This window comes from uncultured Propionibacterium sp., from assembly GCF_963539965.1.
Taxonomy (GTDB): Bacteria; Actinomycetota; Actinomycetes; order Propionibacteriales; family Propionibacteriaceae; genus Propionibacterium.
Genome location: NZ_CAUTOU010000018.1, coordinates 20,234 through 34,501, shown reverse-complemented (window position 1 = coordinate 34,501; position 14,268 = coordinate 20,234). Strand labels below are relative to the sequence as shown.

General features: G+C 70.5%; 12 protein-coding genes. 9 read left to right on the top strand and 3 right to left on the bottom strand.

Going from position 1 to position 14,268, the window contains the following annotated elements:
- Window positions 1–411: 411 nt before the first annotated feature.
- Window positions 412–1,002 (top strand): TetR/AcrR family transcriptional regulator, encoded by a 591-nt coding sequence (locus tag R2N01_RS05085; RefSeq protein WP_316669106.1) that lies wholly within the window; start codon window positions 412–414, stop codon window positions 1,000–1,002.
- A 22-nt stretch (window positions 1,003–1,024) separates the two neighbouring features.
- On the opposite strand, the gene R2N01_RS05080 is transcribed toward R2N01_RS05085, so the two are convergent.
- Together R2N01_RS05080 and R2N01_RS05075 are read right to left on the bottom strand one after the other, a co-directional pair.
- Window positions 1,025–2,086 carry a magnesium and cobalt transport protein CorA gene (locus tag R2N01_RS05080; protein ID WP_316669104.1) on the bottom strand — a complete coding sequence of 354 codons (1,062 nt, stop codon included), beginning with the start codon at window positions 2,084–2,086 and terminating at the stop codon, window positions 1,025–1,027.
- 242 nt (window positions 2,087–2,328) lie between these two features.
- Window positions 2,329–3,024: a DUF308 domain-containing protein gene (locus R2N01_RS05075; RefSeq protein WP_316669102.1), complete on the bottom strand. Its 696-nt coding sequence runs from the start codon at window positions 3,022–3,024 to the stop codon at window positions 2,329–2,331.
- A gap of 210 nt (window positions 3,025–3,234) precedes the next feature.
- Here R2N01_RS05075 and dnaE point away from each other — a divergent pair, with 210 nt between their 5' ends.
- Complete coding sequence (gene dnaE, locus R2N01_RS05070; RefSeq protein ID WP_316669100.1) at window positions 3,235–6,801, top strand: DNA polymerase III subunit alpha; 3,567 nt, start codon at window positions 3,235–3,237, stop codon at window positions 6,799–6,801.
- Between the two features lie 83 nt (window positions 6,802–6,884).
- Window positions 6,885–7,712: a hypothetical protein gene (locus R2N01_RS05065; RefSeq protein WP_316669098.1), complete on the top strand. Its 828-nt coding sequence runs from the start codon at window positions 6,885–6,887 to the stop codon at window positions 7,710–7,712.
- Between the two features lie 59 nt (window positions 7,713–7,771).
- On the opposite strand, the gene R2N01_RS05060 is transcribed toward R2N01_RS05065, so the two are convergent.
- The gene (locus tag R2N01_RS05060; RefSeq protein ID WP_316669096.1) at window positions 7,772–8,533 is read right to left on the bottom strand and encodes a DUF554 domain-containing protein; all 762 of its coding nucleotides are present in this window, start codon (window positions 8,531–8,533) and stop codon (window positions 7,772–7,774) included.
- 101 nt (window positions 8,534–8,634) lie between these two features.
- On the opposite strand from R2N01_RS05060, the gene hisD reads away from it, so the two are divergent.
- The 6 genes from hisD (at window position 8,635) to R2N01_RS05030 (ending at window position 14,245) form a co-directional block, all read left to right on the top strand.
- A complete protein-coding gene (hisD, locus tag R2N01_RS05055) occupies window positions 8,635–9,951 on the top strand; it encodes a histidinol dehydrogenase (RefSeq protein WP_316669095.1) in 1,317 nt (438 codons plus the stop codon).
- On the top strand, window positions 9,948–11,075 hold the full coding sequence (locus R2N01_RS05050; protein ID WP_316669092.1) for a histidinol-phosphate transaminase: 1,128 nt from the start codon (window positions 9,948–9,950) through the stop codon (window positions 11,073–11,075). The genes hisD and R2N01_RS05050 overlap by 4 nt, the downstream gene beginning before the upstream one ends.
- A gap of 34 nt (window positions 11,076–11,109) precedes the next feature.
- A complete protein-coding gene (gene hisB, locus R2N01_RS05045) occupies window positions 11,110–11,718 on the top strand; it encodes an imidazoleglycerol-phosphate dehydratase HisB (RefSeq protein ID WP_316669090.1) in 609 nt (202 codons plus the stop codon).
- Window positions 11,715–12,344, top strand: coding sequence for an imidazole glycerol phosphate synthase subunit HisH (hisH, locus tag R2N01_RS05040; protein ID WP_316669088.1), 630 nt, complete (start codon window positions 11,715–11,717; stop codon window positions 12,342–12,344). Before hisB ends, hisH begins: the two co-directional genes overlap by 4 nt.
- 117 nt (window positions 12,345–12,461) lie before the next feature.
- Window positions 12,462–13,199, top strand: a complete 738-nt coding sequence (gene priA, locus R2N01_RS05035; RefSeq protein ID WP_316669086.1) for a bifunctional 1-(5-phosphoribosyl)-5-((5-phosphoribosylamino)methylideneamino)imidazole-4-carboxamide isomerase/phosphoribosylanthranilate isomerase PriA — start codon at window positions 12,462–12,464, stop codon at window positions 13,197–13,199.
- On the top strand, window positions 13,196–14,245 hold the full coding sequence (locus R2N01_RS05030; protein WP_316669083.1) for a GNAT family N-acetyltransferase: 1,050 nt from the start codon (window positions 13,196–13,198) through the stop codon (window positions 14,243–14,245). Before priA ends, R2N01_RS05030 begins: the two co-directional genes overlap by 4 nt.
- Window positions 14,246–14,268 lie beyond the last annotated feature (23 nt).

Sequence of the window (14,268 nt, the reverse complement as noted above, 5' to 3'; positions counted from 1 at the left end):
GCGCATCTCCGGGCGCCCCCCGCGCGGGCGGGCGCGGGAGAACGTCTGTGTTGCCAGGGGGGGTCGCCGGCGGTCGGCCGGGGTCGGAGCGGTGCGCCTCGCTCCGACCCGGGCCGGTGGAGTCGGCTGTTCTCCATGATGACGCCGAGGGGGAATCGACGGTCACGACGGCTCAATACGAACGAGCTGAACGGGCTGGGAGGACACGATGATGACGCCGAGGGGGAATCGACGGTCACGACGGGGGAGTGCGTCAAGGGGCCCGACTGGTCGAGGGCCATCCCGTCTTTGCCGGTACGTCCTCGGGGGAGCTGCTCGGCGGGTTGTCCCGAGGCGCAGGGTACGGCATGCGCCGCCGCCCTGCTCTGGTACGTTGAGACGGCTCGTCTCCCTGGAGTGAGGATCGTTGTGGTGCGGGTCAGCAATGAGTACGTGCAGGCGCGGCGCGACCGGATCGCCCGGGCCGCCATCGACCAGTTCTCCCTCCGCGGAATTCACCTGACCTCCATGTCCAACATCATCGAGGCCTCGGGGCTCTCCGCCGGCACGATCTACAACCACTTCAAGGGCAAGAACGAGATCATCGCGTACGTCGCCCGGACGACCTTCAGCGGGCTGTTCGCCGAGGTCGAGGCAGCGGCCTCGACGGAGCCGCCGCCCCGGCCGAGCGAGCTCATCGGTCTCATCGCGGCGCGCATCGCATCGGCCGACATCCCCACCGGGCTCCTCGTCCAGGTGTGGGGCGAGGCGGTGTCGAACCGGCAGGTGAGGGATGCGGCGAACGACGTGTACGAGCGGGCGCTCGACGCCCTAGGCGAGTACTGCGCGGCCTGGCTGACCGGGCGGGGCGTGGACCCGCGCACCGCTGAGCGGAGGGCGCCGGCCCGGGCCCGCGTGATGGTCAGCCTCGTCTACGCGCAGATCCTCCAGATGTCGCTCATCGACGACCACGACCCCGCCGCCCTCGCCGATGAGCTCGGGGAGCTGCTCGACCGGGCATGACGGACGGTCGCCCGTGCGGGGCTCACAGCCAGTCGCGCCGCTTGAAGACGATGTAGAGCACCACTGCCGAGGCGGCCATGAGACCGAGCGCCATCGGGTAGCCGTACCGCCAGTTCAGCTCGGGCATGTTCGCGAAGTTCATGCCGTAGATCGAGCCGATGAGGGTGGGGACCAGCAGGATGGCGCCCCATGAGGACACGGTCCTCATGTTGTCGTTGCGCCGCTGATCGGTGAGTGTCGCGTTGACGGTCAGGATCTGGGTCAGCAGCTCGCGGATCTGGTCGATCTGCAGACCGACACGTCGCACGTGGTCGGCCACGTCGCCGAGATAGGTGCGCAACTCGTGGGCGATGTCATGCCTGTTGAAACCGGCGCGCAGGGACTCGACGATGTCCGTCATCGGCGCAACGGCCTGTTGCAGATCCATCATCTCGCGCCCCAGACGGTAGATGCGCTCGGGGGCGGCCGTGTCACCGCTGAACACCTGACGCTCGATCTGGCGCAGATCGGTCTGCACACCGCGCGCGACGGGGATGACCGAGTCGACGACGCCATCGAGGATGCCGTAGAGCAGGGCCTCGGCGCCGAGAGCGAGGAATCCCGGTCGGTAGTCCAGGTCCGGACCCGACCAGATCATGCCGTGGGAGGCCGGGCGGACGAGCATGACGATCATGTTCCCGCGCTTGAGCACGTGCACTTCGGCGACATCGACGTCCTCGATGTCATCCAGGTAGAAGGCCGGTTCGACGACCATGAACAGGGTGTCGCCGTAGCGCTCCAGCTTGGGGCGCTGGTTGCCCTTGAGGAGGTCCTCGATGAGCAGGGGGTGCAGGCCCATCGTCGTGCCGAGCCCACGGATCTGCTCCTGGCCGGGATCGGTGTACCCGACCAGCGCCATGCGCCCGGGGCGCCGCCCCAGGTAGGTCAGAACCTCGTCGAGCCCGTGGACGCCTCCGGGATCCACCTGGCGGCCGTCCTCGTACAGGCGGATCGAGGTCGGATCGCCCGGGCGAGGGGCGGCAGCCGAACCGGGGGAGGGCTGATGCCGGTCATCCCCCGCGCGCTGATCGCTCCTCATGGGCATGCCCCCTCCTCGGATGCGCCATGATGCTGGCGTGCCGGTTGCCACGAGCCCGAACACTGCACACACTATCCCGTGCCGTCCCGTGCGCGATGCCACGAGGGCGCCCCTCCGAGTCAGCCCGGGCCCCGTCCTCGCATCCTGGCGCGCAGCCGGCGCAGAAGGCGCGCCCATGACCGGGGGCCACCGGGCAGTCGGCCGGCCCTGCGAGGGTCGGGCCCCGTCCTCGGTCGATGACCGAGGACTCAGTCGACGACGTCGCCCTCGATGATGATGTTCTGCGAGTCCCCGCCGGTGCGGGTGGCGTCGTCGGTCCCGGGCATCGGCGCCCCGTGCGGGGCTCGGACCCTGCGCGCGTATCCCGCCAGGCGCAGGGACATCGCGACGAGGGCCGTGCCGAACAGCACCATGATGATGCCGAGCATGAGGCCCATGACCGTCGCCCCGACATGCGGGTGCACGACGAGGACGAAGCCGACCACCGCGCCGATGACACCGCCGATCTGCAGCCAGCGAGTGCTGCCGAAATAGCTGCGCAGCACGGTGCCGAGCCCCGCCGCGGCCAGGCCCGCCATCAGGACGGCCCCGCCGATGCCCATGACGATGAGGTCACCGGTCATGCCCGGGTGCCAGGCCATGAACAACGCGACCAGCACCATGACGATGCCCGAGAAGAGCAGCGTGCCCGAGCCCGCGCGCCCACGGGACCGGTAGCCGCCGAGGACCGACCCTCCGGCGGCGACGAGGATCGCCAGGGCGATGATGCGCACGATGGCGGTGATCGAATGGCCCGGCCAGATCACGCACGCGATGCCGCAGGCCAGGCAGACGATGCCCGCGGCGAGGCAGGTGCGCCGTCCTCGCCCCGAGCGGCCGGTGCCGCCGCGGGTCGTGCCGGCGGGGCCGTTCCGGTCCGGGGCGTGCATTCCGGTGGTACTCATGGGAACTCCTGAACGAGAAGCGATGAATAGATCCTGAGTCAGGGTGACTCAACTATCAAGCCGTCGTGTCGAGGAACGGTTCTTCTGAGGGGCGAATCGGGGTGCGGGGGCGCCGCCGGTCGTGTCCCGCGGCCATCCGCGGGTAACCTGAAGCGGGCCGCCGTCGAAACCGGCCCAAGGGGGCGGAAGAGCCGCGGCGAGGGGAGTGACATGGGCAAGAGCAACTTCGTCCATCTGCACGTGCACACCGAGTACTCGATGCTCGATGGCGCCGCCAGCAATGTGAAGCTGTTCGCCGAGGTTGCCCGCCAGGGCATGCCCGCAGTGGCCATGACAGATCACGGCAACATGTTCGGCGCCTACGAGTTCTTCCAGACCGCCAAGAAGTACGACGGCGGCGAGAACCCGGCCGTCAAGCCCATCATCGGCATCGAGGCCTATGTGGCCCCCAGCACCCGTTTCTCGCGCAAGCAGGAGTTCTGGGGCGGCGGGCACGACTCGAGCGCCCCCGAGGTCGAGGGCGGCAAGGACGTCTCGGGCGGCGGGCGCTACACGCACATGACGATGTGGGCGCGCAACTCCACCGGGCTGCGCAATCTGTTCAGGCTCAGCTCACTGGCCAGCTACGAGGGCTACTACATGAAGCCCCGCATGGACCGCGAGCTCATCGCCGGCAACGCCGAGGGCATCGTCGGCGCCACCGGCTGCCCCTCCGGCGAGGTGCAGACCCGCCTGCGCCTGGGCCAGTTCGAGGAGGCCTGCGAGGCGGCCGCCGCCTACCAGGAGATCTTCGGCAAGGGGAACTACTACTGCGAGCTGATGGACCACGGCGTCCCGATCGAGCACGAGGTGCGCAGCGACCTGCTGCGCCTGGCCGAACGGCTCGACCTGCCGCTGCTGGCCACCAACGACTCGCACTATGTCACCGAGGACCAGGCCGACGCGCACGACAACCTGCTGTGCGTCGGGGTGGGCCGCAACAAGGACGACCCCAACCGCTTCCGCTTCAACGGCTCGGGCTACTACATCAAGACGAACGAGGAGATGCGCGCGCTGTTCCCGGCCGAGGCCGCCGACAACACCCTGCGCCTCACCGAGACGATCGAGCCCTACGACGAGGTCTTCGCCCACGTCGACCGCATGCCGCAGTTCGACGTGCCCGCAGGCGAGACGCAGGAGAGCTGGCTGCGCAAGAAGATCCGGGCCGGTCTCAAGAAGCACTACGGCGACCACCCCAGCCGGGAGGTCCTCGAACGCGTCGAGACCGAACTGGCCACCATCGAGCCGCTGGGCTTCAGCTCGTACTTCCTGGTCGTCTCGGACATCTGCGAGGCCGCCCGGAGGATGGGGGTGCCGGTGGGCCCGGGCCGCGGCTCGGCGGCGGGCTCGATGATCGCCTACCTGACCGGCATCATCGCCATCGACCCGCTCGAGCACGACCTGCTGTTCGAGCGGTTCCTCAACCCCGAGCGCGTCAACCCGCCCGACATCGACCTCGACTTCGACGACCGCCAGCGCGACAAGGTCATCGAGTACGTCACCGGCAAGTACGGCGCCGAGTACACCAGCCAGGTCAACACCTTCAGCACGATCAAGGCCAAGGCCGCCGTCAAGGACGCCAACCGCATCCTCGGCTACCCCTTCAGCCTCGGCGACCGGATCACCAAGGCCATGCCGCCGGACATCATGGGCAAGGGCGTCCCGCTCAACGACCTGTTCGACCCCGACCATTCGCGCTACGCCGAAGGCGCCGAGTTCCGCGAGCTCTACGAGGCCGACCCCGACGTGCACCGCGTCGTCGACACCGGCAAGGGCCTCGAGGGGCTGATCCGCGGCACCGGCGTGCACGCCTGCGCCTTCATCCTGTCCAGCGAGAAGCTGCTCGACCTCGTCCCCATGCACAAGAGGGACAAGGACGGCATGATCATCGCCGGCTTCGCCTATCCCCAGCTCGAGGAGATGGGCCTCATGAAGATGGACTTCCTGGGCCTGCGCAACCTCGGCATCATGGATCACTGCCTGAAGATCATCAAGCAGAATCGGGGGGAGGACGTGGACCTCACCACCCTGCCCCTGAGCGACAAGGCCACCTACGATCTGCTGGCCCGCGGCGACACGCTCGGCGTCTTCCAGCTCGACGGCACAGCCATGCGCGCTCTGCTGCGCCAGATGGGCCCCAACTGCTTCGACGACATCATCGCCGTCCTGGCCCTGTACCGCCCCGGGCCGATGGGGGCCAACGCCCACATCGAGTACGCCGACCGCAAGAACGGCCGTCGCCCGATCATCCCGATCCACCCCGAGCTGAAGGAGGACCTGGACGAGATCCTGGCGCCCACCTATCACCTGATCGTCTACCAGGAGCAGATCATGGCGATCGCCCGCAAACTGGCGGGCTACACCCTCGGCGGCGCCGACCTGCTGCGCCGGGCGATGGGCAAGAAGAAGAAGTACATCCTGGACCAGAACTTCACGCCCTTCCAGGAGGGCATGCGCGCCAACGGCTACTCGGACGAGTCGATCAAGGCGCTGTGGGACGTCATGGTCCCATTCGCCGGCTACGCCTTCAACAAGTCGCACGCCACCGGGTACGCCCTGGTCAGCTACTGGACGGCCTATCTCAAGGCCAACTACCCGGCCGAGTACGGCGCCGCCCTGCTGACCAGCGTCGGCGACGACAAGGACAAGATGGCCCTCTACCTGGCCGACATGCGCGCCCAGCACATCAAGGTGCTGCCGCCGGACGTCAACGCCTCGCAGAACGAGTTCACCGCCGTCGGGGCGGACATCCGCTTCGGCCTGGGGGCCATTCGCAACGTCGGCGAGTCCGTCGTGTCCGGCATCGTCGAGGCCCGGCAGGAGCACGGCCCGGCGCAGGACTTCCACGACTTCCTCGACCAGGTGCCGCTGGGCGTGTGCAACAAGCGCTGCATCGAGTCGCTCATCAAGGCCGGCGCCTTCGACTCGCTGGACCACTCGCGCCGCGCCCTCATGGAGATCTTCGAGAGCGCCGTCGACGGTGTCATCGACCTCAAGCGCAACCAGGCCAACGGCCAGGACGACCTCTTCGGCAACCTGACGGGCGGCGACAGCGCCGGGGACGCCGGCCCGGCGCACGCCGTGCCCGACATCCCCGACTGGGACAGGCGCACGAAACTGGCCTTCGAACGCGAGATGCTCGGCCTGTACGTCTCGGACCACCCGCTGCACGGCCTCGAGCACGTGCTCAGCGTCGAGAGCACGCTCGGCATCGGCACCCTGATGGAGTCCGGCTCGGACATGGACGGCCACGTCGAGACCATCTGCGGCATGATCACCCAGGTCCAGCGCAGACAGTCCAAGTCGGGTGCCTTCTGGGCGACCGTCACCGTCGAGGACCTCGACGCCAGCATTCAGGTGCTGGTCTTCCCGAAGGTCTACCAGACCTGTCTGACCCAGCTGGTGCCCGACACCGTCGTGCGCATCCGCGGCCGGGTCTCGAACAAGGACGAGTCCGTCGAGATGCAGGCCAACGAGTTGACCGTACCCGAGGTGCGCATGGGCTCGGACGGGCCGATGACGATCCAGCTGCCCGTCGTGCGCTGCGTCCCGCCGGTGGTCCACGAGCTGCGCCAGGTGCTCACCGCGCACCCGGGCGGTACCGAGGTGCGCGTCAAACTGCTCGGCCCCGAGAAGAGCACGCTGATGAGCCTGGACGACTCACTGCGGGTCAGCAACGAGCAGCCGCTCATCGCCGATCTCAAGGCGCTGCTCGGCCCGAGCTGCATCGCGGTCTGAGACCCGGCCCGCCGGGCGGGCACCGACGGGCCGGGGGTGCGGATAACCTGGTTGGCGGGTCATCGAGCAGGGAGGGACGCGTCATGGGCGAGCAGCAGGCCGCGCCGGGGGAGGTCATGCCGGCCGTCGTCGCGTCCACCGAGACGACCGGCCCGCAGAAGGCGGTCAACGAACCGGCGCCCGATCTGCACCGCGTCAGCCTGTGGCGCCCGCGCATCAGCAGGCACGACTGGGTCCTCACCGGGATCTACGCGGGCTCCATCGTGGTTCTCGGCCTCCTGGCCGGGTTCGTCTGGAACCTTGTGACACCGCTGCAGTCGGTCACCGTCGCCTCCGACGGCACCGCCACGATGACGAACACCGCCGCCGTGCAGAACTTCAGCCCCGACGCGGCCTTCGTCATGATCGGTCTCGTCCTGGGACTGATCCTGGGCATCCTCGCCTGGCAGTGGTTCAGGAGGGCCGGTTGGCCCGTCGTCCTCATCGCCGTCATCGGCGCCTCCCTGTGCGCGCTCGTCGCGGTGTGCTCCGCGGCCGTCGTCGGTCCCAGCGGCTTCGACACGCGCCTGGCCAACGCCGCCCCCGGCGAGACCGTCGCGTTCGACCTCGCCCTGACGTCCCCGACAACCTGGGTGGTCTGGCCCTTCGCGGCCGTCATCCCGGTGCTGATCTACAGCGCTCTCACCCACGACACCGACGAGCCGCGCGCGGAAGCGGACGACTCGCGCGCAGGAGCGGGGCGGGACGAGCCGCGCGCGCATGCGGGGCAGCAGCAGGAGCAGGAGAGCGACGGGGGCCGCCGCTCGCGCTGGGCCGAGGAGGGCCGCACCGGCAGCGGGCACCGCCTGCTGCGCTTCTCGCACGGTCATCGGGTCGCCGCACCCGCTGACGACGAGGAACCCCAGCCCTGAGCCCCGCCTCACCGCGGCCGGATCGCTCCCGGGCAGTGGCCCGGAGCGCTACTGCACGATCAGAACAGCGAAACGACCCATACGGCAGCCGGGGCCAGGACGAGCGCGGGCAGCATCTCGACGACCGGCAGCTTCCTGATCCCGGTCATGGTGAAGCCGAGCGAGAGCAGGATGATGCCGCCGGCGGAATTCAGGGCGGTGATCTCGGCGCCGGGCAGCACGCCGCCGATGAGATGGCCGATGAGCGTGATCGTGCCGAGGTAGACGAGCTGCACGGCGGCCGAGCCCATTACCGAGGCGCCGAAGGACGAGGCCAGGGCGATCGAGGTGAAACCGTCGAGGACGGCATTGATGCACAACTGGCTGGGGCCGTTGCCGAGACCGTCCTGCAGGGCGCCGAGCAGCCCCAGCGGGCCGACGCAGAAGATGAGCACCGCGGTGACGAAGCCCTCCAGGTCGTCCTTCTCGCCGTGCGCCGGACCCCTGCGGCGCATCCGCATGATCGTGCGCCGGCCCCACCGGCCGAGCCGGTCCAAGCGCTCCTCGAGGCGCAGCGCCCGCCCGATGAGCGTGCCGGCGACGAGCGCGAGCATGACGATGACCATGCCGAAACCGCCGACGGCCCCGGTCAGGGCGGCATCGGAGAAGTCCATGCCGGCCTCGACGCCGATGACGATGACGACCAGGCTCAGCACGGTGGTGATGGCCTGACGCGAGCCCTGCGAGAGGCGCTGGCCGATGAGCAGGCCGATCGCCGAGCCGACGATGATCGACGACACGTTGATGAGCGTGCCGGCGCCGATGAAGATCTGGGGGATCACCGCCCCATTCCATCACCGCGGGCGGACCGGTCGGCGCACCGCCCCGGTCTCACCCCCGTGTGCGGGAACACCCCCGTCGGCTGCCGGGCTAGGCTGATGCCATGCTGCGGATCATTGATGTATGCGGGCGGCGGCTGGACGACTACGCCGCCGTGCTGCCGCGCGGCGCGTTCGACGTCGAGCACGCCCTGGCCGCCGTCGAACCCCTGTGCAAGGCCGTCCGGGACGAGGGACGGGCGGCCCTGGTGCGTTTCGCCGAGCAGTTCGACCACGTCGTGCCCGAGCGGCTGAAGGTCCCCGCCGAGGCCCTGCAGAGGGCCCTCGGCGACCTCGACCCCGGCCTGCGCGCCGCCATCGAGGAGTCGATCCGCCGGCGCCGCGTCGTCGCCGAGGCCATCGAGACCGAGGAGGCCTACCGCTGCGTCGAGGTCGCCCCCGGCGCCGTCGTCGGCAACCGGATGATCCCCGTCGAGCGCGTCGGCCTGTACGTGCCCGGCGGCCTGGCCCCACTGGCCTCCACCGTCCTCATGAACGTCGTGCCCGCCCAGGTGGCCGGAGTCGGCTCGATCGCGGTCTCCACCCCGCCGCGTGCCGAGTTCGGCGGCCTGCCGCACCCGACCATCCTCGCCGTGTGCGCCCTGCTCGGCGTCGACGAGGTCTACGCCGTGGGCGGCGCCCAGGCCATCGCCATGTTCGCCTACGGTGTGCCCGGCCTGTGCCGCCGCGCCGACATGGTCACCGGCCCCGGCAACATCTACGTCGTGGCCGCCAAGCGCTGTCTGCGCGGACTCATCGGCATCGACGCCGAGGCGGGCCCCACCGAGATCCTGGTCCTGGCCGACGACACCGCCGACCCGGGTCGTGTGGCCGCCGACCTCATCAGCCAGGCCGAGCACGACCCGATGGCCGGCGCCGTACTGGTCACCGACTCGCGCGGGCTGCTCGAAGACGTCGAGGTCCAGTTGGCCGCCCAGGTCGATCGGCTGGCCACCGCGGACCGGCTGCGCGTCTCGCTGACCGGCGAGCAGTCCGGCGCCGTCCTGGTCGACGACATGGAGCAGGGGCTGGCCGTCGCCGACGACTACGCGCCCGAGCACCTCGAGATCCAGACCCGGGATGCGGCCGGGCTCGCCGGCCGGGTGCGCAACGCCGGTGCCGTCTTCGTCGGCGGCTCCGCCCCGGTGTCCCTGGGGGACTACTCGGCCGGTTCCACGCACGTGCTGCCCACCGGCGGCGGCGCCCGCCACTCGTCCGGTCTGACCGCGCGCAGCTTCATGAGGTCGGTGCACGTCGTCGACTACACCCCGCAGGCGCTGGCCGATCTCGGCGACGCCGTCCAGCGCTTCGCCCATGCGGAGAACCTCCCCGGCCACGCCAACGCCGTCGCGGTGCGCACCGGACAGCGGGTGCGGGCATGAGCGGGACCGCGGACATCCCCGGCCCGTCGCTCACCCTCGGCGAGCTCCCGCTGCGTCCCGAGCTCGTCGGCGCCGAGCCCTACGGCGCCCCGCAGTTCGATGTGCCGGTGCGCCTCAACACCAACGAGAACCCGTACCCGCCCAGCGCGCGGGTGCGGGCCCACATGGCCAGGCAGATCGAGAGGCTCACCGGCTCGATCAACCGCTACCCCGACCGCGAGGCCCTGGCGCTGCGCGCCGACCTGGCCGCCTACCTCGGCTTCGGGCTGGACAGCTCGAACATCTGGGCGGCCAATGGCTCCAACGAGGTCATGACGCACATCCTGCAGGCGTTCGGCGGCCCGGGCCGTACGGTGCTGAGCTTCGCCCCCGCCTACTCGATGTACCCCGAGTACGCGCGCAACACCCATACGCGCTACGTCACCGTGCCCCGCAGGAGCGATTACACGCTCGACGCCGACCTGGTCGCGGCGGCCGTCGACGAGCACGAGCCCGACGTGCTGCTCGTCACCACGCCCAACAACCCGACGGGCACCATCACCCCGGTCAAGGTGATCGAGGAGATCTGCGAGCGCGTGGCCTGCGTCGTCGTGGTCGACGAGGCCTACCAGGAGTTCACCGAGGTCCCCGAGGACTCCTCGCTGGCCCTGCTGGCCCGCTTCGGCCGCCTCATCGTCTCGCGCACCATGTCCAAGGCCTTCGCCCTGGCCGGCGGCCGCGTCGGCTACCTCGCCGCCGCCCCGGCGGTCGTCGACGCTTGCCGCATCGTGCGGCTGCCGTACCACATGAGCGCGCAGACCCAGGCCATTGCGCGCGTCGCCCTGGCCCACAAGGGCGAGATGCTGGCCCAGGTGCTGGCCCTGCGCGAGGAGTGCCAGGAGCTCCAGGAGTGGATGCGCCGCGCCGGCCTGGAGGTCGTGCCCAGCCAGTCGAACTTCATCCTGTTCGGCCGTTTCGCCGACCGCCACGCGGTCTGGCAGGAGGTCCTCGACGCCGGCGTGCTCGTCCGCGAGGTCGGCCCCGAGGGCTTCTTGCGCCTGAACGCCGGCACCCCCGATGAGATGAAGGCCTTCCGCGAGGCCATCAGCCCGATCATCGCGCGCCCCGGCGTCGTGATCCGCTGAGCACGACCGCCCGCAGCATCCGGAAAGGACGACCATGAGCCGCACGGCGAGCATCCACCGCGTCACGAACGAGTCCGACGTCCGTGTCGGCCTCGACCTGGACGGCACCGGCACCTCCCGGATCAGCACCGGCGTGGGCTTCTACGACCACATGCTCACCGCCCTGAGCAAGCACTCGCTCATCGACATGGACGTCACCACCACGGGCGACACCTGGATCGACGGCCACCACAGCGTCGAGGACACCGCCATCGCCATCGGCCAGGGGCTGCGCGAGGCGCTCGGCGACAAGGCCGGCATCCGTCGTTTCGGCGACGCCCTCGTCCCGCTCGACGAGGCGCTGGCCCAGGCCGCCGTCGACGTGGCCGGCCGCCCCTACGCCGTGTGCACCGGCGAACCGGACTCGCAGATCACCGCCCGCATCGGCGGTTCCGGCGTCCTGTACTCCGGTTCGATGACCTATCACGTCATGGAGGCGCTGGCCCTCAACGCCGGCATCTGCCTGCATCTGCGCCTGCTGGCCGGCCGCGAGCCGCACCACATGGTCGAGGCCCAGTTCAAGGCCGTCGCCCGCGCCCTGCGCGCTGCCGTCGAGCCCGATCCCCGGGTCGACGGCGTCCCGAGCACCAAGGGCGCGCTGTGAGCGGCGGCCGCCCGCTGGTCGGCGTCCTCGACTACGGCTCGGGCAATCTGCACTCGGTCTGCCGGGCCCTCGACGCAGCCGGTGCGCAGGTGCGCCTCTCGGCCTCCCCGATCGCGCTCGAGGGCTGCCGGGGCCTCGTCGTCCCCGGCGTCGGCGCCTTCGCGGCCTGCATGAACCAGCTCGAGGCCGGACCGGGGGTGGATTTCGTCCGCTCCTGGGCCGCCGCGGCCCGTCCGCTGCTGGGCATCTGCGTCGGCCACCAGGTGCTGTTCACCTCGGGCGATGAGCACGGCCGGGTGAGCGCCGGCATCGGCGTCTTCACCGGAGCCGTCACCGAGCTGGCCAGCCGGCGTCTGCCGCACATGGGCTGGAACACCGTCGAGCGGGCGCCGGGCAGCCGCCTTCTCGAGGGCCTGGGGCAGGAGCGCTTCTACTTCGTGCACTCCTACGGCGTCCGCACCGCCCCGCCCGGTGCGCTCACCAGCTGGGTCGAGCACGACGGCGACCGCTTCGTGGCCGCCGTCGAGCGCGGACCCGTCTGCTCCACCCAGTTCCATCCCGAGAAATCCGGGCGGGCGGGGGCCCGCCTGCTGGGCAACTGGCTGGCCATCGCCGAACAGGCCTGAACCGCCCGAGCACCCGCGAGGACGGCGTTGCCCTGCGCGCGGGCGAGCGGGTCGGGCCGCCGGGCCCGCTGTGTCAGGACCGGGACGGGCCCTGCCCGGTGGGTTAGGGTTTCATCCGTGAGCATCGAACGCAGCGAGACCTTGCAGGTCATTCCCGCCGTCGACGTCCAGGACGGGCGAGCGGTCCAGCTGGTCCAAGGGGCGGCAGGCTCTCAGAAGGTCTTCGGCGATCCCCGCGAGGCGGCCAGGCGCTGGGCGGAGGCGGGCGCCACCTGGCTCCACCTGGTCGACCTGGACGCCGCCTTCGGCCGGGGCTCGAACGCCGAGCTGCTCGCCGGCCTCATCGGGGAGCTCGACATCGACGTCGAGCTGTCCGGCGGCATCCGCGACGACGCATCCCTCGACCGCGCCCTGTCCACGGGCTGCCGGCGCGTCAACATCGGCACCGCCGCGCTCGAGAACCCCGCCTGGTGCGCCGAGGCCATCGGGGCGTGCGGCGATCGCATCGCCATCGGCCTGGACGTGCGCGGCACCAGGCTCGCGGCTCGCGGCTGGGTGGAGCTCGGCGGCGAGCTGCTCGACACCCTCGAGGCCATGGACTCCGCCGGCTGCTCGCGCTACGTCGTCACCGACGTCGCCTCCGACGGCATGCTGTCGGGTCCGAACCTGGAGCTGCTGGCCACCGTCTGCGCCCATACCGACGCGCCGGTCGTCGCCTCCGGCGGCATCGCCTCGCTGGATGATGTCAAGGCCCTCCGTGCCATGGTCGGAGCGGGTGTCGAGGGCGTCATCATCGGCACCGCCCTGTACCTCGGCAGGTTCGCGCTGCCCGACGCCCTGGCGGTGGCCCGATGAGTCCGGACTGGGCCGAAACCTTCGTCGACGACGTCCTCGCCTGGAGTTTCCTGGGCTTCGACGACCTGCCCGAGCTCGCCGAGCTGCGCCAGGCCATGGAGTACTACGACGATCCGCTGCAGACCATGAGCTACGGGGACCTCGTGGCCGACTGGGAGCGCCCCGGCGCCCACGCCAGCCATCATGCGGTCGTCGGGCGCGAGCGGAGCGGCCGTATCGTCGCCTACGGCTGGAACCATCCGGATCTGAGCGATCCGTCGGCGCCCAAGGTCTGGTTCGACGTCGGCGTCCACCCCGCGTGGCGCCATCAGGGCATCCGCCACAACCTCTCGCTGTGGCTCATCGCCCGCGCCGAGCAGTGGTACCTGTACATCCACGACGACGCGACGGGCCCGCTGTGGATCGGCTCGATCGTCGACGAGAACCGCATCGGGCTGACCGACTCGATGGTCGGCGCCGGCCTGGCGCCCGAGCGCTGGCAGTTCGACATGCACCGCGATCTGACCGGCGCCGCGCTGCCCGAACTGATCGTCCCGCCCGAGGTCACGATCGTGCCCTTCGAGGAGGAGTACTCCGAGCAGGCCCGCGCGGCCCACAACGAGGCCTTCGCCTCGCGCCCCGGCGCCGTCGAGACCACCCGCGAGGACTGGGAGCGCTCCCTGAACTCCGAGGGCGCCCGCGCCCAGCTGTCGTGGCTGGCCATCGTCAACAGGCCCCAGCCCAGCCACGCCGAGGCCCCGCACGGGCGCGTCGTCGGCTACGCCATCAACCGTGCCTACGAGGACGAAGTCTCCGAGGGCTGGACCGAGCGCATCGGGGTGTGCCCCTGGTGCCAGGGCAAGGGCATCGGCCGCGCGCTGATGGTCGCCTCGATGCACGGCTTCGCCGAGGCCGGGCTCCTGAGCGCCGGCATCGGCGTCGATACGGTCGTGCCGCAGACCGCCGAGGCCTACTTCAACTCGATGGGCTTCGAGGCCACCGAGAGCCTCATCATCTACGGGCGCACGAGCAGCTACGAGGAGCTCCTCGTCAAGCGCGGGCAGTGACCGCCGGCCCGCCCGCCCGGCGT

What these genes read in the sequence shown, in the direction of transcription:
- R2N01_RS05075 (WP_316669102.1), bottom strand. Translation starts at nt 3,024, where the DNA reads ATGAGTACCACCGGAATGCACGCCCCGGACCGGAACGGCCCCGCCGGC.
- hisD (WP_316669095.1), top strand. Translation starts at nt 8,635, where the DNA reads ATGCTGCGGATCATTGATGTATGCGGGCGGCGGCTGGACGACTACGCC.
- R2N01_RS05050 (WP_316669092.1), top strand. Translation starts at nt 9,948, where the DNA reads ATGAGCGGGACCGCGGACATCCCCGGCCCGTCGCTCACCCTCGGCGAG.
- hisB (WP_316669090.1), top strand. Translation starts at nt 11,110, where the DNA reads ATGAGCCGCACGGCGAGCATCCACCGCGTCACGAACGAGTCCGACGTC.
- dnaE (WP_316669100.1), top strand. Translation starts at nt 3,235, where the DNA reads ATGGGCAAGAGCAACTTCGTCCATCTGCACGTGCACACCGAGTACTCG.
- R2N01_RS05030 (WP_316669083.1), top strand. Translation starts at nt 13,196, where the DNA reads ATGAGTCCGGACTGGGCCGAAACCTTCGTCGACGACGTCCTCGCCTGG.
- R2N01_RS05080 (WP_316669104.1), bottom strand. Translation starts at nt 2,086, where the DNA reads ATGCCCATGAGGAGCGATCAGCGCGCGGGGGATGACCGGCATCAGCCC.
- R2N01_RS05065 (WP_316669098.1), top strand. Translation starts at nt 6,885, where the DNA reads ATGGGCGAGCAGCAGGCCGCGCCGGGGGAGGTCATGCCGGCCGTCGTC.